A 19,369-nucleotide genomic window follows, 5' to 3' on the forward strand; every position below is an offset into this window, starting at 1 on the left:
GCTTGATCTTCGACCCGCCGCATCGGCATAGTGCCACGGTCCCGCGCCGCGGATCGACCGGTTGGTTGTCTCCGTCGAGGATGTCGAAGCTGCCCCGCACGATCAGCGGGCCACGCGGACACACGGTGATGCTGGTCGGCCCGGAACCGCTCACGATGCGCCCTGGAGTTGGGCGCGCAGGGAGCTGGTTCCCGACTGCCAGGCGTTCATCTGCCAGGTCCCGGCCAACGTGTCGAGCAGGATGACGGTCGCCGCACCGAAGAACACGTCCTGCATCATCCGGGGGTCCGCTTCGATGAGTCCGCCGGCGAGGTCCCTTCCGGCGATCTGCTCGTGGACGGCATCCGCCTCCACGTGTTCATCGAAGTAGTCGGTGACGGGCGAGTCGAATCCGAGGCGCCGGAATCCGCGGGCGTACTTGGCGTTGGGCAACGAAGACGTCATCTCGTAGATCGCGAGGTGGCCGCAGGTCGCGCCGCGGTGGCGCCGGTGGAGCCCGAAGAGGGAGATGGCGTTGACCGAAGCCAGCGTGATGGCCGGGATGGCCTCGATGTAGCTCCCGAAGTCGTGCTCGAGTCCCAAGCCCTCCATGGTCCGGGCAAACAGCTCTGCATGCGTTCGGCCGGGGACCCCGCCGCCGTATTCGTCGGCCTGGATCTCCACCAGCGCCGACTTTGCCCGTCCGGTCAGCCGGGGAATCGCCCAGGTGTGCGGATCGGCCTCCTTGAGCTGGTAGATGGATTTGTGGATGAGGAATTCGCGCGCCTGTTCCAGGGTTGCCTGGCGTGCCACAAATGAAGAGACCGAGGGGCCCGTCGCCGCCCGGGTCATCTCGAATAGCGCGTCGGCAACCGCCTGCGCGTTCGGGGCCGGGTGGGGAACTTCTCCCACGGCGTCCTTCAGGCGTTGCTCGAAGCGTTCTTCGATCCGCTTGCGCAGGGCGAGCAGCGGCGGATGCCATTCCCAGTCCTCGCGGATGGAATCGAAGCCCGAGTAGTGCAGTTCGTACAGGACAAACAGGGTCAGCTGGAGGTCCTCGTTGAACAGGATGTCGGCATCGGCTCCGAAGGCCTCCTGAAGCGTTTCCCCGAGGTGGCCCAGGTCCGGGGGCAGGTCCGTGCGGATGAGTGTCGCCAACAGGGCGGAACTGAGCGGTCCACGTTCCGTGGGAAGTACTCGCATGATGCTCCGTTCGTGAATTGGTGCAGTTGGAAATCCGGCCAGGCAGCTGCGCTTGAGTTGGGCTGCCATGGTCCTCGTTGCCGTCTGCAGGGTTTCGTCCCCCACCAACCGTAATTCACCGATTCCTGGCCGACAAGGATTTTGGCATCCGTCGACAGGCGGCCTGCAGCACCGCCGGTGGGCAAGGCCGGTTCCGGCCGGAAGGCGGACCATCCATGTCGTGAGGCACGACTTCGAGACGCACCAGGACGTGTCCCCCATGGCGATTTTTTGGGGGGGCGGCTCTCCGGATGGGCACGGCGCGGAGGTCGACGGCTCAGCGATAGGTCGGGGCTAGCAAGGCGCACCGGGTGGCCATGCCGTGCCACTGCCTCAGGGCGTTGAAGCTGCGCTCGACTTGCTTTGCGCCGCTTGAGCCCTCCCGCCTCGCAGGCCGCCGGCCGCCCGCGGGCCGGGTTCATGCGCTTCCGGTTGGGCTTCCGGTCGTCCTTTTCGGGGATCGTGCATGGGATGCCGCGGTCCCGGAGGTGTTCCCGGTTGCCCTTCGAGGAATAGGCCTTGTCGGCCAGGGTCTTCTTCGGACGGGTCCAGAGCGGCCAGGGGGCTTTGGCCCTCAGGGCGTCCAGGAGGTTTTCGAACATCGCGAAATCGCCGGCCTGCCCGGGTCCAATCGGCATCACCAACCGGCGCTGCTTCCCCTCCACCAGACAGTGGATCTTGGTCCCCGGCCCGCTGCGGGACGTGCCGATGGCGCGTCAGGTGGCTCGCCGAGCACCTTTTTGTCAATCGACACGCTCCCCTGTGCGGCGCGGGGGCTGGTGCGGTGCTGGTGGGCACGGTTGATCGTGGAGTCCACCGACACGCCCCGGTCGAGCAGTCCGCGACTCTCGGCCTGGCCCGGCAGGACCGCCAGCACGGTGTTCCAGGAGCCGATGTTCCCGGTGGAGTCGGCGGCGTACCGGCGATGGCCCTTCCACTCGGTGCTCTTCGAACCGAAGTGTTCGGGCAGGTCACTTCGGGGATTGCCGACGCGTTGGCGGGAGATGCTGCCATGAACCATGAGCCGGTGGTCCTTGAACTGGTCTCTCCGCTCATGCCCGTGGAATCGGCCATGGTCGAGGAGCGGCGCACCGAGCTGGAGCACCTGGGCAGCCCCGGAACCGGACCGGGCACCTCGGGCCGGTGAACCACCACCACCATTGACTTGCCGCGCGGCACAGCTACTGTGGTGCCATGTCGGCCACCAGCAAAACAGGCCAGTCCGAACTGGCCGTTCGCCTCCCCCGGGCCTCGGTCTTCGGGTTCCTTGCGGCCGCCTTGCTGTTCATGGCCTCGGCGGTGCTGCAGCACCTGGCTTCGATCCAACGCTGGGTGGTGCTGCGCGGGCAACGTCCCGGCAACGAGCTCACGGTCGAAGACCACGAATTGGACTACAGCTTCCCCGCAGATCCCTGGGAGACGATCGGGACCGCGGCCGAGCTCTTCGGGGCGGCCACGCTGCTCCAGGCCGTGGGCGTCCTGGCCATGGCCCTGGGCGTGCTGGCCGTGCCTCGCGTGGCACCCAACCGGATCGGCATCGTCGCCGAGCCTGTGCTCGGGATCTTGGTTGCCGCCGCGTTCGCGGTCATGGGTGCCCATGCCCTGATCTCGGGGATCAACGGTGCGCCCTCCGATCTGCAGCACTCGCGGGTGTTGGCCCCGCTCATGGTCTGGTGCGGATTCGGCGGCCTGGCAGCCCTGGCGTGGCTGTGGTCCTGCATGTCGAGGGCGGCATCGGTGGCGTGCGTGTTCCTGGTGGGTTCAAACATGTTCGGTGCTGCGATCGCCAATTTCACGGTCGCTGCCATGATCGCCGGCTACGTCTCTCATGACACGACCCCCTGGCTCGAAAGCGTGGTCGCCGGCACGAGCGCCGCGGCCGCCCTGGCCATGGTCTTCGCAGCCGGCACCGTGGTGCGCCGCTACCGGCGCGCGGGATAAAACCAAGCCCACGCACCGGCGCAGGTCCGCTGCCATTGACTTCGGCGGTGCGCTGGCTAGGGTGGGGCCATGTCGGCCATCAACGATTCGTCCCGGGTCACGCGGAGCGTCGGCTTCCACACTGTTTCGTTCACGCTCCTGCTCGGAGCCGCCTTGCTGTTTCTCGCCTCGGCCGTCATCCAGCAGCGGGCCTCGATCCAGGGCTGGGAGGTCTTCAACGGCGAGCTGTCCGGCGACGGGCCGGGGGTCGACCCGCAGGATCAGTTCGCCGCCACGGCTCGGCTGTACAGTGTGGCCAACTGGCTCAAGGTGCTCGGGATGCTGGCGATGGCCGCGGGGGTGCTGGCACTGCCGCGGGTGGCGCAAAAACGCAAGGCAGTGGTTGCCGGGTCGGTGGCAGTGGTCCTCGTGGCCGTCTCATTCGGAATCCACGCAATGCTCGCCGGGGACCAGGGTTCCACCGGCATCCAGACCCTCATGATGGATCCAGAGTTGCCGGTGCGGATGATGTTTCTTCTCTCCTTGGTCGGCCTGGTGGCCGCGGCCATCTGGTGGCGGGGCAGCTCGCTGCCGGCCATGATCGGGTGCCTGTTCCTGCTCGGCTCCACCGTGCTGGGCGATTTCGTGGCCTCCAGCGTCATCACTCCCCTGCTCTACGCGTTTGCCGGCGACGGGTTCTTCCCGGTCACCGAAATGGTGGTCATTGCAACCACCGCCGCGGCCGGCATCTCGATGCTTTTGGCAGTCGGTTCGCAGGTGCGCAGGGCCAGCCGCACCGACTGAGCACCGGGGCCCTCGGCCGGCTGCCCGGGCAACCATTGACTCCTGCAGGCAAATTGCTACGGTTGGGCCATGTCGGGGTTAAGCGAAACCGGTGGGCATGCCCGGGAAGTGCGCTTCCGCAAGACATCGTTCCTATTCATGCTCGCCGCCACGGTGCTGCTCCTGGTGTCCTTTACGTTGCAGCTGATCGCCTCGTTGCAGCGCTGGGTGACCTTCAGCGGCCCCCAGGGGCCGGCTGACCGATCGGTCGAAGACCACGCCTATGACTACTTCCTGCCTTTTGAGGGCTGGGAGCCCATCGGCAACGCCGCCCAGCTCCTCGGGGCGGGTTTGCTCATCCAGGTGCTCGGCCTGCTGGCGATGGCTCTGGGGGTCATGCTGCTGCCGGCCGCGTCAAAGGTGTTCGGCCGGACCGCCACCGTTGGCATCGCCGTGGTCGAAGTCGTTTTGGTGCTCCTGGTGGCGGCCGCCTTCACGCTCCATGGCGGATTGGTCTTGGTCGCCGGGGTCAACGGGACGGCTACCGGGCTGGAGATCGGACCGGGGGTGTTCTGGTCGATGCTCTTGGTCGCGCTGATCGGGCTGGTGGCCTTGGCCCTGTTCTGGGGATACAGGTTGCCGGCGGCCGGGATTGCGTGCGTGTTCCTGATCGGGTCAACCATGGCGGGCTACCTCTTGGCCACCTACATGGTGGCACCGATTTTCTTTGGCATGTCCCACGACACCGCCCGCTTCACCGAGACGGTGGTCGCGGCATCCACCGCCGCCGCGGCGGTGGCCATGGCCTTCGGCGCCAGGGACGTGGTTCGGCGCGCGGCCGCCCGCGTGGAGCCCGCGTAGTGTACGAATCGGATTGATCCGGGCCCCGGCCAGCCTCGCCCGGCGGCGGAAACCAGCGCAGCCATTGACTCGTGCGGGCACGTTGCTACGGTTGGGCCATGTCGGGCAGCAAGCCATCGGGAACGCGCCTCAAAGCCCTGCGTTTTCGCAGGGCCAGGATCCTGTGGCTGTCCATTGCCGCCGCCCTGTTCCTGGTCTCCTGCCTCATGCAGCTGGCCGCGGTGCTGCAACGCTGGGTGGTCCCAGCCGGCACCCGCGGACCCAGGGGCCTGTTGATCGAGAACCACCGCTACGACTACTACTTTCCCGTGGAGAACTGGGTCCCACTGGGCACGACCGCGCAGCTGTTCGGTCTCGCAATGCTGCTGCAGGCGATCGGGGTCCTGGCCATGGCCGCCGGCGTCATGTTCTTGCCGGATCCAACGGTGGACCACCTCAGGCTCGTCGGGATCGCCGCTGCCACATGCGAGGCACTGCTTGCCGTCCTCTTCGCGGCCTCCTTCGCCGTGATCGGGTCCCATGCGCTCATCTCCGGCCTCGCCGGAGCCGCGTCCGGGATGCCGGATGCCACTGGGCTGTCCTGGGGCGTGCTCCTGGCCGGGATGGTGTCTCCGCTGATCCTTGCTGCCCTGTGGCGCGTCAGGCTGCCGGCCGCCGGCACCGCATGCCTGTTCCTGCTCGGCACCGGCTTCGCGGGCTACCTCGCGGCCATCTACGTGGTCTCGCCACTGATTGCGCTCAAGGCCTATGACGCCCGGTGGGCCGAGACGGTGATGGCGGTGTCGACCGCAGCCTCGGCGGTGGCCATGGCGGTGGGTGCGCTGTTCCTTGCGCGGCGCACGTTGCCTGCCGCTTAGCCACCCGCAGTTCCTTGCGCCCTGGCCCGCTTCGCGCTTGGCTCTTAGGGAAACCGGCACCGGCCTTCCGACGAACGAACTGCCGATTCCAGCCCCCGGATTCCGGCCTGATTGCGCATGCCTCCCGGCCACAGGGAGGCCCCTTCCGTTGGGCGCCGCATACAACAAAGGGCGCGCCCGTGTGTGGCGCAGGGCCCGGCAGGGAATACGGTAGGAGGAGGACAACCTTTATCGTTGGATTCCCTGATGACCCCGACGACCATTTTCTGCGCGGCCGGCACCGGCACGACAGCCCCGACACAAAGGCTAGATTTTGAACGGCAATGCAACGTTTAGGCACGACAACGCGGCCCTTTTGGCCGTCACCAGCGTGCAGGCCCCCAGGGTCCTGAGTTCGGCCGAATTCGACGAACGCCTGGCCCCCAGCCTCAAGCGGTTGCGCCTGTCCAAGAAACTGCTTGAACGCGTCTCCGGTGTCGTGGAACGCCGCTGGTGGTCCGAGGGCACCAGCTTCGACGACGCAGCGGTGGAGGCCGGCGGAAAGGCCATGGCCGAGGCCGGCATCGAGGCGGGCCAGATCGGCCTGCTGATCAACACCTCGGTGACCCGGCGCAACCTCGAGCCCTCGGTTGCCTCGAAGGTGCACAACGATCTCGGCCTGCCTTCCTCGGCGATGAACTTTGACATCACCAATGCTTGCCTCGGCTTTGTCAACGGCATGACCCTGGCCGCGAACATGATCGATTCCGGGCAGATCAAGTACGCGCTGGTGGTGGCGGGCGAGGACGCCCAGACCACCCAGGAAACCACCTTTGCCCGGCTCAACGCCGAGGATTCGACCCGCGAGGACTACCTGAACCAGTTCGCCACCCTCACTCTGGGCTCGGGTGCCGCCGCCGCGGTGATCGGCCCGGCCGACGCACATCCCGGTGCCCACCGGATCGTGGGCGGCGTCTCCCGCGCCGGGACCGAACACCACGAACTGTGTGTTGGCGGCCTGAACGGCATGTACACCGACACCAAGGGACTGCTGGACAACGGACTGGAACTGGTGGTCAACGCCTGGGACGAGGCGCACCAAGCCGGCTGGAACTGGCGGTCGATGGATCGCTATGTGACCCACCAGGTATCCAATTCCTATACCAATGCCATTATCAAGGCCGTGGGCCTGGTCCGGGACCGGGTGCCGATCACGTTCCCCAAGTGGGGCAATGTCGGGCCGGCCTCGCTGCCGATGACCCTTTCCCAGGAAGCCAAGACGTTGAAGCCCGGTGACCGGGTGTTGTGCATGGGTGTCGGCTCGGGCCTGAACACCGCCATGATGGAGCTTGCCTGGTGACCGAGATCTTCCCCGGCGTCTATCGCCGGTTCTCCCGCCGCGTCCAGGTTCCCTCCACCTCGGCGGCGGATGCACCGGGCACCAGCCACCAGTGGCACCTGCTGGACAACGACTCCGAGCTCAGGGACAAGGGCATCGAACCGGTGGGCACCCTGCTGTGCGTGCACGGCAACCCCACCTGGTCCTACCTCTGGCGCGGCCTGCTGAACCACGTCTCCGCCCACGAGCTGCCCTGGCGCGTGGTGGCGGTAGACCAGCTGGACATGGGGTTCTCCGCCCGCACCGGCGTGTTCCGCCGGCTCGCGGACCGGGTCAACGACCTGGGCGACCTGACCACCACGCTGGGGATCAGCGGCCCGGTCACCACGGTGGGACACGACTGGGGAGGACTCATCTCCCTGGGCTGGGCCCTGGGACACCGGGAGCAGCTGGCCAACGTGGTGCTCACCAACACCGCCGTGCACCCGGCCGGCTTCGAGCTTCCCGCCGCCCTGCGATTGGCTTCCCACCCGGCGGTGCACGGCTGGGGGACCAAATCCACCGATGCGTTCCTGCGCACCACCCACTCGCTGGCCCACCCGGCCCTGCAGCCGGAGGTCCGCAAGGCCTTCATGGCCCCCTACGCAAACGCCAACCGGCGCACCGGGGTGGGCAACTTCGTGGCCGACATCCCCTTCACCGAGGACCACCCCAGCCGACCCGCGCTCGAAGCAATCGCCGAGGGCATCAAATCCCTGGAGGTCCCCGCCCTGCTGCTCTGGGGCCCGAAGGACCCGGTCTTCTCCGACCGCTACCTGCGCGATCTGGTGGGCCGACTCCCCCACGCCGCGGTCCACCGCTTCGAGGGAGCCGGCCACCTGCTGCCCGAGGACCGCGACATCGCCACCCCGGTCTTTGACTGGCTCGGCCACAACACCGAATCAAAAGCCGCCCACCGCGCGCAGGCCCTGGCCGCTTACCGGCCCATGCTGGCCGAACTCGACGAGCGCACCGAAGACAGCACCACCGCGGTCGTTGACATCAACCCTCCCAAATCCCTGTCCTGGTCGCAGCTGGGCCAACGGGTCAATGCCCTGGCCGGCGGCCTGGCCGGGATCGGGGTCAAGCCCGGGGACCGGGTGAACCTGCTGGTGCCCCCGGGAATCGAGCTGACCTCGCTGATCTATGCCTGCCTGCGCCTAGGCGCAGTCATTGTCGTGGCCGATGCCGGACTGGGCACCCAGGGACTGGGACGGGCCATCCGCGGGGCAGGACCGAGCTACCTCATAGGAATCGACCGGGCGCTGACCGGCGCCAGGTTCCTGGGCTGGCCCGGAACCCGGATCGCCGTATCGGACATGCCAACCGCCAAGCGCAAGCTGCTCGGGGTGGCACACACGATCCCCGAGCTGCTCGAGGCAGGCAGCCACGCAACACCAACGGGCACGGACTTCGCCGAGGCGGACCCGGACGCGGACGCCGCGGTGCTCTTCACCTCAGGCTCCACCGGGCCGGCCAAGGGCGTCGTGTACACCCACCGGCAGCTGGCAGCGATGCGGGACACCCTGCGCGAGACCTACGACCTGAAGGCGGGCTCGGCCCTGGTGGCCGGGTTCGCCCCGTTCGCGCTGCTCGGCCCGGCACTGGGTGCCACCTCGGTGACCCCGGACATGGACGTCACAGCACCGCGCACGCTCACCGCCGGCGCCCTGGCGGATGCCGCAGCGGCCGTGGATGCCACCACGGTGTTTGCCTCCCCCGCCGCCCTGGCCAATGTCCTGGAAACCCGGGATTCCCTGGACGCGTCCCAGCGCCTGGTCTTGGAAGGCATCTCGCTGATGCTTTCGGCCGGCGCCCCGATCCCCGAACCCCTGCTCGCCAAGGTCCAGGACCTGGTCCCCAAGGCCCGGGTGCACACCCCCTACGGGATGACCGAGGCCCTTCCGGTCACCGACATCGACCTGGAGTCCATCCGTGCCGCAGGATCGGGCAACGGGGTCTGCGTCGGCACCCCGGTCGCCGGGGCGCAGGTTGCCATTGCGCCCCTGGACGCCAACGGAACCGCCGGCGACACACCGGAAACCACGCCCAACCTCACCGGTGAGATCCTGGTCCGTGCCCCGCACGTGAAGGACCGCTACGACAGGCTCTGGATCACCGAGCGCTTGAGCACCTCGATCCCCGGTTGGCACCGCACCGGGGACGTGGGGCACCTCGATGACGCCGGACGACTCTGGGTCGAGGGACGGCTGGGCCACGTGCTCAACACCCCCACCGGGCCCAAGACCCCGGTGGCGGCCGAACAGGCCGCCGAGTCCGTGACCGGCGCCGGACGCGCCGCACTGGTCGGCGTGGGCCCCGCGGGGACCCAGGCCTCCGTGGTGGTCATGGAGACCGTGCCGCCGGCCCGCCGCGCGGCCCCCGCACCCGAGGCCCTGGCCCAGGCCGTGCGTGCCGCGGTCGCCCGCACCGGGACCAAGGTCTCCGCGGTACTGGTGGTCCCGGAGCTGCCCACCGACATCCGGCACAATTCCAAGATCGACCGGGCCGCACTGGCCGCATGGGCCACCGGCACCTTGGCCGGTGGAAGGATCCGCAACCCATGAGCGCCGAGCCGAATCCCGTGGCCCCGCGCCGCGTGCTGGTCACCGGCGCCAGCGGGCTGCTCGGCGGGGCCGTGGCAGCGCTGCTGCGGACCAAGGGGCACCAGGTGCGCACCTTCCAGCGCCGGGCCTCCGCGGCGGGCACCGACGAGGTGCTGGGCTCGCTGACCGACCCGGCCGCGGTGCGCCGTGCCGTGGACGGCATGGACGCCGTCATCCACCTGGCGGCCAAGGTCTCCTTCACCGGGTCCTGGCACGACTTCGTGGCCACCAACATCACCGGAACCAACACCCTGCTCGAAGCGGCCAGGGACGCCGGAGCCCGGGACTTCGTGTTTGTCTCCTCCCCCTCGGTCGCCCACTTCGGCGAGCCGCTGGCCGGAGCCGGGGCCGGGGTTGCCGATCCGGACCGTGCCCGCGGGAACTACGCACGGTCCAAGGCTGCTGCCGAGCTCAGCGCGCTCGCCCAGGACTCACCTGAATTCCGGGTCACGGCCATCAGGCCGCACGTGGTCTGGGGCCCGGGCGACACCCAGCTGGTGGAACGGGTGATCGAGCGGGCCGCCGGCGGCAGGCTTCCGCTGCTGGACCAGGGTGCCGCGCTGATCGACACCACCTACATCGACAATGCCGCCGCTGCCATCGTGCGCGGGCTCGAGCGCATGGGACACGCCCACGGGCGCTCCCTGGTGGTCACCAACGGCGAACCGCGCCCCGTGGGCGAGCTGATCGCCGGGATCTGCAATGCCGGAGGCGTTCCCGCGCCGCGGACCAGCGTCCCAGGCTGGCTGGCGAGAGGTGCGGGCTCGGTCATTGAGCGCTTGTGGATCGCGGCCGGGTCGCGGAACCTGGTTCGCGACGAGCCGCCCATGACCAGGTTCCTGGCCGAACAGCTCTCCACCGCGCACTGGTTCGACCAGCGCGAAACCCGCGCGGTGCTGGACTGGGAGCCCAGCGTGGGCATTGACGAAGGGCTGGATCGGCTCGCCTCCCACTATGGCGGAACCGGACCCGGGCAGGCTAGCTAACCCGGCAGAACGCCGCACCACCGGCTACTTGGGGCTGCGCCTCGCCGTTGAGGCCATCGTTTCCTGGGATGCCGCTCTCCATGGAAAACACGGCAATCAAACCGACGGGACAATTCCCCGGGCATGGCCTCCAACGTGGTCGCGCTCCCGGCCGGCATCGGGTTGTTCTGCGTTGCCCCACGCCCGCTGCGCGGCATGCTGGTGGTGCTCTCGGGCATTTTCCACCCAGCCAGGTAAATCGACTACGAAGAGGCGATCGTTGCGCTGGCCGCAGCCATGTGCTTGGCCACCGCGCACGGTACCTTGCCGTGATTCGCCCAGCAGAGCAACGGCCATTAAAGCGGGGATTGTCGGCTGCGAGGCGCAGTGCCGGTGCCGGGAGTCGCGACGTTCTTGGCCTTGCCGGGTGACCGGCTCGGCCCATAATGCCGAACACGAAAGGACCGGGCAATGTTCGCGACCCGTCGCGGCGGGACACAGGATTGATTTGCGCCGCGCGGTGACAAGGAACGGTTCTTCTCCGGGCCTTCCATGGCCACCCGCACTTGGCGCAACGGCGTCTTCCGGCACTCCCCGGACCCCGCGGGAAGCGCAAGGATATCCGGGCCGAATTCATGATTTCCATCCCGCTCCAGGGCCTATCGCCCACCGTAGTGGGTGCCACGCCGGAGTGGCTGGGCAACTTCGGGTCCTCAGGGGTGTCCAGCGCATGCATCGGGGACCAGGCCACCGGGGGCTGTCCCTCATTCGCCCTGGAAACCTTTGCATCACCGGCACGGAAAAGACATCGGGGTAACGCCCGGCGATTCTCGGCAACATTGCAGCCGATCGGGCGCATCCTTGTAGCAAGACCACACCGGTCTGCCGCTTGGCCCCCAACTCCACGGGGAGAAACGGCACGAAACCGAGCGATTGCGAGCACGCCATGGCGCGAACCGGCTTCCCGGAACGTCTCGGCGCCTTGGCCGTGGCCGCGTGCATTTCCCTCGCCTTGTTGCTTGGAGCCTCACCGCCGCCGGTGCTTTCGACGCCCCCGGCGGTGGGCACCGCGAGCACCGCCGGCAATGCAGAGCTGGTGCCGCACCGCGCGGGCCCCGCATCCACAGCCAAAACCGCGTTGCTGGTCGGCGACTCGCAATCGGCCGGAGCCGCGAACGTTCCCGGGCATCGGACGTGGACCCAAACCGCGTTGCGGGCCTCCGGATACGACGTGCAGTTCGTGGGCGCCGGAGGAATCGGGTTCGTCACATCGAACGGGTCCGGATCGCCGAACTACCCCACCTCGCTCAACCAAGGCCGATGGGCTCTTCCATCCGGGGCGCCCGCATTGGTGGTCATCGAAGGCGGCGGCAACGATGCCAGGACCGGGGCCACCGATGCCCGGATCCTGCAGGGGGCCGACGCAACCGTCCAAGCACTTCAGCACCGTTACCCGACATCGCGGATGCTGATGATCGGGACCCTCTCCGGTGTCCGGTCACCGGCCGGCTCCCGGCGCGCGGAGGTGGATCGCCTGCTGGGGAACTACGCCCGCAGCAACCACATCGCCTTCGTGGGAGCCAGGGATTGGTTGGCACGGTACGGCCTGGTGAGCCACCTGGCCGACGACGTGCACCTGACCCAGGACGGACACGATTTGCTCGCCGGGGTATTGGCCACGCGCCTGGCCACGCTTCACCTGGGCCAGAAGGACACCACCGCGACGCTGCCGGCCACGGTGCCTGCCAACGCCCAGGCGGTCGACCCCCAGCGATGATCGTGGGCCCTGCGCAGGCGGGGGGCCCGGCGCAGGTGGAGGGCGTGCGCTCGGCCCTCGGCCAGCGGCGGGGGCGGGGCGGGAAGACCGTCAGCATTGCGCGGCCGTCCGCCGGCGGGGAATCGAGAACCACGCGGTGCATTGATCTAGGCGACACTGGAGCGGCGGCCAAGAATGGTTTACCGCGCAGCAGCTCCGATTCGGGGTGGAATCGGCTGCGTGCGGCGTCGAGTCCGGCTGCGAGGTCGCCCGGCTTCACCGAGCTGAAACGGTACGAACCGGTGCTGCGGGGGCATGCTTCTTGAGGCGTGGTCCTGGCCGTTACCTGCCCGGAAATGCCCCAACCGAGGATTTCGCCGAAATCACTGCTGTTCTTGCTCCCCCTCGGAATCAGCAGCACGGACCTTGCCAATCCACTCACACTCCCGGAGGACGCTGGATCCTGGATTTTGGGTTTCGTTGCGGTGATCGTCATTGTCGATTCCGGTGTCCGATACCCCTTTCTCAGCGGCGATTCCTTGGTGTTCACCGCCGGTGTGGCCCACGAACTGCTGGGAATACCCCCTGCTCCTGTTGATTGCGATCATTGTTGGCGTTGCGCTGCTGGGTGATCAGGTCGAATATTGGATCGGACATCGGTACGGTGCGGCGTTGTCCAGGGAAGACTCACGGCCTCTCAAGCTCCGATGCCTGCGCAAGGACGAGCAGTTTTTCCAAGACAAGGCGGGTATCCATTCTTGGTCAGTGCCAAGGATGAGGCGTTACGGTGGACGAAGGCAACTCCCCCGAAGCCGCTTCCCCGACCCAAGGAGAACCCGTCGATGCCATTCCATGAAGCCTCAGGCCCTTCGGGCCACGTGGTGAGCCAGCCGCCACAGCCCCACCGGGCACCAAGGGCCGCGCTCATGGTCACGTGGGCTGTAGAGCAGGGTTTCGGCGGCATGACAGCCATGTGCCTGAAGCGTGCCGGGCTCTTCCACGAGGGCGGCGTTCCCAGCGCCGTGGTGACCTTTGACGCCAACCCGGAGCTCGACGCCATTCGCACCGCGTTGACGGCCAACGGAAAGCTTCACCCCGAGGTGCCCCTCCTCAATCTCCATGAATACTATGCGGAGCAGCCACCGGCCACGGAGACGGGTCGCGGGCTGAAGTTGCGCGGGACCGGGATTCCCTGGACCGAGGCCGCGCGGCTCGACCGGTCGTTGGACGGGTCGCTGTTTTGCGTTGATTACACTTCCGCCGGCAACGACAAGCTGTCCAAGCGTGAATACCACCGGCGCGACGGCAGCGTGTACCTGGTGGACGCCACGCTCCCGGCCCCGCACGATCCCGACCAGACAGTCAGGACACTGCAGCTTCTGGCCGCCGACGGAACCGTCCAGCTCGAATTCACCAGTGCCGCACGGCTATACCGGCATTGGCTGACCGAATTGGTGGATCGAAGCAATGCCGATGTAATCATTGACAGCAAGTTCTCCGCCGGGTTCCTCTTCGCATGGCAGCATCCCACCGCACTGAAGTTCGTCAACTTCCACAGCACCCATGTCGCAGCCGGTCAGGACACGCTGACCGGCAAGCTCTCCCCCGCCCACCGGAAGATCATCGACAACCGCGACGCCTGGGACGGGATCACCTTCCTGACCGAATCACAGCGCACCGCCTTTGTGCGGAGGTTCGGCAACGGCTCCAACACCGTGGTGATCAGCAACCCCGTGGATGGGCCGGACACGTTGCCGGCTTTCGAAGCCCGGGATCCGGGAACGGTGGTCCACGTGGGGCGGTTCACCAAGGGCAAGAACATCGGTGCGGTCATTGACATCGTCAACGCCGTGTCCGTTGCGAACGTTCCTGTCCACCTGGACCTGATCGGAGACGGGGACCAACGCCCCGTCCTGGAAGAGCAGGTCCGCCGGCTCGGCATCGGTCATCTGGTGAGCTTCCACGGGCACGTCCACGACGTGGCCCGGCGACTGTCCAAGGCACGTGTCCTCCTGCTGTGCAGCAGGTTCGAAGGCCAATCGCTGGCGATCCTCGAGGCCCAGGCCCATGGCTGCGTCCCGGTCGCGTACGACGTGGACTTCGGCCCCAGGGATGTCATACAGGATGGACGCAACGGGTTCATAGTCCCGTTTGGCGACCAGGAAGCCGCAGCCATGGCCTTGGGACGGCTCCTGGCTGACGATGCGCTGTGCGCCGGGATGTCAGACCAGGCGTTTGAATCTGCTAGGCAATACAGCAGCGAGCAAATCTTCACCCACTGGAAGGAAGCCCTTGAGATGGCCCGAGTGAACAAGAAAGACCGCGAGGTCCTCGCGGCTGCCACGGTCCGGCTGGCCGGGCTGCGCTTCCATCCGGACGGCGACACCGATCTGGAGGTGGCCGTCAACACCGGCTCCGGGCATCTCGGGGGCCTCATGCTCGTGGTCACCGAACGGGGAACCGACGCCGGCCAGGGAAAGACGTTCGAACCGTACAACGAATCGGACGGCATCTTCGGTTTCAGGATTCCAGCCTCCCTGCGCGCCCAGCTTCCGGGATCCGATGCGTTGGACATCAACGCCGTCCTTGACGTTGGCGGTCTGAAACGCACCATCCGCCTCGGTGCCACGCCCAAGCCGGCATCTGTGCCCTATTTCACGGCCTACGGAAACCTGAGCATCAAATAGCCGTGGGGATTTCCCGTCCTCGCGCGCCGGGATCCGTGGACCGCGGCCAACAGCCACGCACTATCAATACGCCCTTCTGTGCCGGAGGATTGGTTCCATCAAGGTAATCCTCATCAAGCGCACAGGTTGCGCTGCCAGCTTTAAGGGCAACGAACATATCGGGTTTCCCCGCTTCTCGCCGGTCGTTACGGCGGCCGGAGAACGGGCATGAAATGACGGAAGCAGGTGACCGGCACGATGAAGGATTGGTTGAGCCAACAGCTCAAGGCAGCGATCAGTTCCAAACCGGGAATTAAGACCAGACGATGGCTTGGCCTGGGCACGGCAACCGTTGCCAATCACGAATTGGACCATATTCCGGTGGCCGGAGACGTCGTCGTCTATTTCAGCGACGTGGTCAACAAGGCGTACCAACTTGAACAGTGGATCCCCACCTTGGAGCAGCTCCACGAGCACCACCGTGTCGTGCTCGTCTTCCGGAAGGTGCCCACGATGCGCCATTTCCGGAAGTTGACCGACCTCCCCAAGATCTACGTCCGCCGTTTGGACGACCTCGTGAACTTCTACAACTTCAATGATTTCAAGCTTTGCCTCTATGTCAACAACGGTGTGGCGAACTTCCAGTCCCTGACCGCCTCCAGACCGGTACACGTCCATGTCAACCATGGCGAGAGCGACAAGCTTTCCATGGTCTCGAACCAGGCGAAGGCCTACGACAAGATCTTTGTTGCCGGCCCGGCCGCCGTGGAACGCCACAAGGCCGTCCTACTGGATTTCGATCTGGACAAGCTTCTCAGCGTTGGCAGGCCACAGTTGGACTCGCGTTTTGAGTCCGAGCTTCCCGCATTCACGGGCAAGACGGTCATGTATGCACCCACGTGGGAGGGTGAGAACGATGCAAACAACTACACCTCAATGGATCTCTTTGGCGAGAGCATCATCGAAGCATTGGTGGCCCTCCCTGACATGCGAGTCATCTACAAGCCCCATCCACGCATCCTGACCTCGACGACAGCCGCAGTCGCACGTGCACACACGCGGATCAATGAAATCCTCGAAGAACACAACACCGCCGGTGCCCAACACGTGATTGCTGAAGCCCAGAACATCCTGGCGCTCTTCGAAGACATTGACGCGTTGGTCACCGATGTTTCGAGCGTGGGCCTGGACTTCCTGTATCTACACCCAGAGAAGCCGTTGATTCTTACCGATCGGCGAAACGACTTGGAGAAGCTGAATCGGGAAGTTCCCGTCAGCAGGGCCTGCCCGGTGATCAGCGATTCAACCCAAGGTTCCTTGCTGGCCTCAATGGCCACGCATCTCAACGCGGCTCCGAGTGAGGAACGCCTGCAGATGCGTGCGTTTTATTTTGGGGATCGCCAGCGAGGTTCCTCAACAACGGACTTCATCGCGGCGGTCGACGGGCTGATCAAGGGCCGTGAACAGCAGCTGGAGTCTTACGAGCTCCGCGGCAGCGCCTTGGACTCCGAGGACTCCCCAGACTCCGCCGACGAATGACACGCTCCGCGCCGTTCAAGCCGGCAGAAACGCAGTAATGCGGGTTGGTCCATTCGTTCAGAATGGACCAACCCGCATTGCCGTATTTGTCGGGTTACACCGCGGCCAGGCCGCGCTCACCGGTGCGAACCCTGATCACTTCCTCCACGTGGGTGACCCAGATCTTCCCGTCGCCGGCGCTACCGGTGTTTGCCGTGGAGATCAAGACATCCAGGATGTCGTCGCAGGAGTCCTCCTCCACCAAGATTTCGAGGCGGACCTTGGGAAGGAGGTCGACAGTGTACTCAGCGCCCCGGTAGACCTGCGTGTGTCCGCGCTGCCGACCGTAACCGCTGGCTTGGCTGATGGTCATGCCCTGGACCCCGTAGGACTCGAGTGCCTCCCGGATCTGGTCCGTCTTTTCAGGCCGGATGATGGCTGTCACGAGTTTCATGCGTTGACCTCTTCCTTGACTCGATCCGCATCCTTGGCGGCGGCGGACTTCAGGTGTGCCGAGGTGGCCGGGTGCGGGACGAAGGTCCCGCCGGTACCCAGGCCGCCGAACTCGTAGCCGGTCTCGGCGTGCTGCATCAGGTCGATGCCGGCGATTTCGTGCTCGGTGGTGATGCGGAAGCCCATGGTCTTGTGAATGGCCAGGCCGATGATGGCGGTCATGATGGCGGTGAAGGACATGACCACCAGGCAGGCTACGATCTGGGCCCAGAGCTGGCCGAATCCCCCGCCGTAGAAGAGTCCGCCACCCACGCCGTCAACAGGAAGGGCAATGAAGCCCAGGGCCACGGTTCCAATGATGCCGGAGACCAGGTGAACACCCACCACGTCAAGGGAATCATCGTAGCCCCAGCGGTACTTCAGACCCACGGCCAGGGCCGAGGCGACGCCGGCAACAATGCCCAATCCAATGGCTGCAACAGGAGTGATGTTGGCGCAGGCCGGGGTGATGGCCACCAGCCCGGCCACGATGCCAGAGGCAGCGCCCAAGGATGTGCTGTGGCCGTCGCGAAGGCGCTCGACCAGGATCCAGCCCAGCAATGCTGCGGCGGGGGCTGCCAGGGTGTTCACCCAGATCAATCCGGCTTCCTCAGCGGTGCTGGCGGCGCCGCCGTTGAATCCAAACCAACCGAACCAAAGCAGGGCCGCACCAAGCATGACGAAGGGGATGTTGTGGGGACGCTGGCTCGGATCCTTCCCGAAACCGCGGCGCTTGCCAAGGATGAGCGCCAAGATCAGTCCGGCAACGCCGGCATTGATGTGCACCACGGTGCCTCCGGCAAAGTCAATGGCCTCGCCCACCACCGAGCCGATGGCGCCGTCGGCTCCGAGGATGCCGCCGCCCCAGACCCAGAAGGCGATCGGCGCGTAGACCACGGTCACCCAGACGGGAACGAACACCATCCAGGCACTGAATTTTGCGCGGTCCGCCACGGCTCCGGAAATCAGTGCAACGGTGATGATCGCGAAGGTCGCTCCGTAACCGGCAGCAATGAAGCCATCGGTGCCGAGCATCGATCCCATCCCGAACCCGTCCGCCGGATTTCCCATGAGGCCGCCAATGTTTGCGCCGCCGCCCGACATGGAGTTTCCCCAGAGCACCCACACCACGGTGACCAGGGCGATGGCCGAGAAGCTCATCATCATCATGTTCAGTACGCTTTTGGCCCGGGTCATCCCGCCGTAGAAGAATGCCAGTGCCGGGGTCATCAGCAGGACGAGCGCGGCACACACCATCATCCATACCTGAGTCGTTGTTAGCTCCATGTCTAACGCCTCCCTGAATCGCTCGCGAGTCTTTCTCGCCTGATTCAAGAATTCCTTGACGGTGTTACGTGCGATTCGACCAACCGTTTCGCGGGGGTTACCGAATCGCTCTTGAAGTAAAAGGCTCGTGTCTTGCACATTGCGTGCTTGTTTCCGGGCTTCGTAGTGGCATGGGAAAGGCAGCCACAGAGGTACCGCAACGTCAGTCTAAACAGACAGTTGAGCGTTATGCCCTTTGACGATGAATGTTCAAGCTTTCTCCTGGTATGAGGCGCCTTGGTGGACGGTTCGATTTTGAATAATTGACCCAGACAAGCTGACGCGAACCGAAATTGAGGCCACGGATCATGAGCAGATTCAAATGCCCACATGGGTTCGTTCTGTAGCTAAACAATCACGCCCGTGATCTCGGCGGGTAGGCAGGCACCGCTTTCGATTCTAATCTGCGTCAAGGGCTCCATTGGTGTCCGCAGTGCGGCGTGGAGCTGGAACCGTGCTGTTCACACACCGAAACGGCGGAGGCGTTTCGGAGTCACTGACCGGTCGTTGTCGTTCCCAGTTGTGGGCAGGCGCTCCGGGCGCAATGTGGAACAGTTTTTCATGCCCTTGTTCCCGGCCACACTGGGCGCGATGTAGCCATGGTGATCGCCGAACGCGCCGAGGCCCTGGTGACGGAGGTGTCTGCCAGTCGCCGAAACGCAAAACGTATGGATCAGATAGTAAGTGTGGTGAGCGTTAAGGTTCTTACCCACGCGGGCGCCTCGCCCACTGAATTGGCTCGGCTCGCAACGCTGGAGTTGCGGAATTCGTAACATTCATGCGCCGACTTGGTCGTACCAATTGGCAATGTCTCGGCCTATGGCGGAGGGAATCCGCAGGGCCTGTGCTGGTGGAATCCGTCGTATGAATGGGCACAGCCCTGTTCATCCCTTCACAACCATTGTGAATGCACCTGCAGTGGATTTATCCATCCCCCGTCCAACGCTGGAAATCGCGCCATCCGCAGAGTACATAGATAGCAGCACAACCGCTCACGCGTGCAACCACATGTTGACGAGCTCGATCAACAAATTTTTGGCA

General features: G+C 65.7%; 15 protein-coding genes and 1 pseudogene. 11 read left to right on the forward strand and 5 right to left on the reverse strand.

Annotation, left to right across the window (positions count from 1 at the left end; translation table 11 throughout):
• Positions 1 to 37 precede the first annotated feature (37 nt).
• The 3 genes and pseudogenes from FPY90_RS05060 to FPY90_RS05070 form a co-directional block, all read right to left on the reverse strand.
• Positions 38 to 154: pseudogene (locus FPY90_RS05060) on the reverse strand (CDGSH iron-sulfur domain-containing protein); the annotation flags it as partial.
• Positions 151 to 1,137 carry an iron-containing redox enzyme family protein gene (locus FPY90_RS05065; protein WP_498684194.1) on the reverse strand — a complete coding sequence of 329 codons (987 nt, stop codon included), beginning with the start codon at positions 1,135 to 1,137 and terminating at the stop codon, positions 151 to 153. The gene FPY90_RS05065 and the pseudogene FPY90_RS05060, both read right to left, overlap by 4 nt.
• Positions 1,023 to 1,859 (reverse strand): transposase, encoded by an 837-nt coding sequence (locus tag FPY90_RS05070; protein WP_498685516.1) that lies wholly within the window; start codon positions 1,857 to 1,859, stop codon positions 1,023 to 1,025. The genes FPY90_RS05065 and FPY90_RS05070 overlap by 115 nt, the downstream gene beginning before the upstream one ends.
• A gap of 374 nt (positions 1,860 to 2,233) precedes the next feature.
• Here FPY90_RS05070 and FPY90_RS05075 point away from each other — a divergent pair, with 374 nt between their 5' ends.
• From FPY90_RS05075 to FPY90_RS05125, 11 genes are all read left to right on the forward strand, one after another.
• Positions 2,234 to 2,368: a hypothetical protein gene (locus FPY90_RS05075; RefSeq protein ID WP_498684195.1), complete on the forward strand. Its 135-nt coding sequence runs from the start codon at positions 2,234 to 2,236 to the stop codon at positions 2,366 to 2,368.
• Between the two features lie 47 nt (positions 2,369 to 2,415).
• The gene (locus tag FPY90_RS05080; RefSeq protein ID WP_498684197.1) at positions 2,416 to 3,162 is read left to right on the forward strand and encodes a hypothetical protein; all 747 of its coding nucleotides are present in this window, start codon (positions 2,416 to 2,418) and stop codon (positions 3,160 to 3,162) included.
• Between the two features lie 69 nt (positions 3,163 to 3,231).
• Entirely contained in the window at positions 3,232 to 3,945 is a 714-nt protein-coding gene (locus FPY90_RS05085) for a hypothetical protein (RefSeq protein ID WP_498684198.1), read from the forward strand.
• 69 nt (positions 3,946 to 4,014) lie between these two features.
• Positions 4,015 to 4,785 carry a hypothetical protein gene (locus FPY90_RS05090; RefSeq protein ID WP_498684200.1) on the forward strand — a complete coding sequence of 257 codons (771 nt, stop codon included), beginning with the start codon at positions 4,015 to 4,017 and terminating at the stop codon, positions 4,783 to 4,785.
• A gap of 98 nt (positions 4,786 to 4,883) precedes the next feature.
• Positions 4,884 to 5,642, forward strand: coding sequence for a hypothetical protein (locus FPY90_RS05095; RefSeq protein ID WP_498684202.1), 759 nt, complete (start codon positions 4,884 to 4,886; stop codon positions 5,640 to 5,642).
• 313 nt (positions 5,643 to 5,955) lie between these two features.
• Positions 5,956 to 6,981 (forward strand): 3-oxoacyl-ACP synthase III, encoded by a 1,026-nt coding sequence (locus FPY90_RS05100; protein WP_071215254.1) that lies wholly within the window; start codon positions 5,956 to 5,958, stop codon positions 6,979 to 6,981.
• Positions 6,978 to 9,566, forward strand: coding sequence for an alpha/beta fold hydrolase (locus FPY90_RS05105; protein ID WP_498684203.1), 2,589 nt, complete (start codon positions 6,978 to 6,980; stop codon positions 9,564 to 9,566). The genes FPY90_RS05100 and FPY90_RS05105 overlap by 4 nt, the downstream gene beginning before the upstream one ends.
• A complete protein-coding gene (locus tag FPY90_RS05110) occupies positions 9,563 to 10,591 on the forward strand; it encodes an NAD-dependent epimerase/dehydratase family protein (protein WP_498684205.1) in 1,029 nt (342 codons plus the stop codon). The genes FPY90_RS05105 and FPY90_RS05110 overlap by 4 nt, the downstream gene beginning before the upstream one ends.
• 925 nt (positions 10,592 to 11,516) lie before the next feature.
• Positions 11,517 to 12,347, forward strand: coding sequence for an SGNH/GDSL hydrolase family protein (locus FPY90_RS05115; protein ID WP_498684206.1), 831 nt, complete (start codon positions 11,517 to 11,519; stop codon positions 12,345 to 12,347).
• Positions 12,348 to 13,288: 941 nt separating this feature from the next.
• On the forward strand, positions 13,289 to 15,013 hold the full coding sequence (locus tag FPY90_RS05120) for a glycosyltransferase (protein ID WP_498684208.1): 1,725 nt from the start codon (positions 13,289 to 13,291) through the stop codon (positions 15,011 to 15,013).
• Positions 15,014 to 15,262: 249 nt separating this feature from the next.
• Positions 15,263 to 16,531, forward strand: coding sequence for a CDP-glycerol glycerophosphotransferase family protein (locus FPY90_RS05125; RefSeq protein WP_498684210.1), 1,269 nt, complete (start codon positions 15,263 to 15,265; stop codon positions 16,529 to 16,531).
• A 94-nt stretch (positions 16,532 to 16,625) separates the two neighbouring features.
• On the opposite strand, the gene FPY90_RS05130 is transcribed toward FPY90_RS05125, so the two are convergent.
• Together FPY90_RS05130 and FPY90_RS05135 are read right to left on the reverse strand one after the other, a co-directional pair.
• A complete protein-coding gene (locus tag FPY90_RS05130; RefSeq protein WP_498684213.1) occupies positions 16,626 to 16,964 on the reverse strand; it encodes a P-II family nitrogen regulator in 339 nt (112 codons plus the stop codon).
• Positions 16,961 to 18,289, reverse strand: a complete 1,329-nt coding sequence (locus tag FPY90_RS05135) for an ammonium transporter (protein ID WP_498684214.1) — start codon at positions 18,287 to 18,289, stop codon at positions 16,961 to 16,963. The genes FPY90_RS05130 and FPY90_RS05135 overlap by 4 nt, the downstream gene beginning before the upstream one ends.
• Between the last annotated feature and the right edge of the window lie 1,080 nt (positions 18,290 to 19,369).

It is taken from the genome of Arthrobacter sp. C2 (assembly GCA_024207135.1).
Taxonomy (GTDB): domain Bacteria; phylum Actinomycetota; class Actinomycetes; order Actinomycetales; family Micrococcaceae; genus Paeniglutamicibacter.

Coding starts and splice junctions, on each gene's coding strand:
- FPY90_RS05080 (WP_498684197.1), top strand. CDS start 2,416: ATGTCGGCCACCAGCAAAACAGGCCAGTCCGAACTGGCCGTTCGCCTC.
- FPY90_RS05070 (WP_498685516.1), bottom strand. CDS start 1,859: ATGCCGATTGGACCCGGGCAGGCCGGCGATTTCGCGATGTTCGAAAAC.
- FPY90_RS05120 (WP_498684208.1), top strand. CDS start 13,289: ATGACAGCCATGTGCCTGAAGCGTGCCGGGCTCTTCCACGAGGGCGGC.
- FPY90_RS05095 (WP_498684202.1), top strand. CDS start 4,884: ATGTCGGGCAGCAAGCCATCGGGAACGCGCCTCAAAGCCCTGCGTTTT.
- FPY90_RS05130 (WP_498684213.1), bottom strand. CDS start 16,964: ATGAAACTCGTGACAGCCATCATCCGGCCTGAAAAGACGGACCAGATC.
- FPY90_RS05110 (WP_498684205.1), top strand. CDS start 9,563: ATGAGCGCCGAGCCGAATCCCGTGGCCCCGCGCCGCGTGCTGGTCACC.
- FPY90_RS05135 (WP_498684214.1), bottom strand. CDS start 18,289: ATGGAGCTAACAACGACTCAGGTATGGATGATGGTGTGTGCCGCGCTC.
- FPY90_RS05090 (WP_498684200.1), top strand. CDS start 4,015: ATGTCGGGGTTAAGCGAAACCGGTGGGCATGCCCGGGAAGTGCGCTTC.
- FPY90_RS05085 (WP_498684198.1), top strand. CDS start 3,232: ATGTCGGCCATCAACGATTCGTCCCGGGTCACGCGGAGCGTCGGCTTC.
- FPY90_RS05075 (WP_498684195.1), top strand. CDS start 2,234: ATGAACCATGAGCCGGTGGTCCTTGAACTGGTCTCTCCGCTCATGCCC.
- FPY90_RS05115 (WP_498684206.1), top strand. CDS start 11,517: ATGGCGCGAACCGGCTTCCCGGAACGTCTCGGCGCCTTGGCCGTGGCC.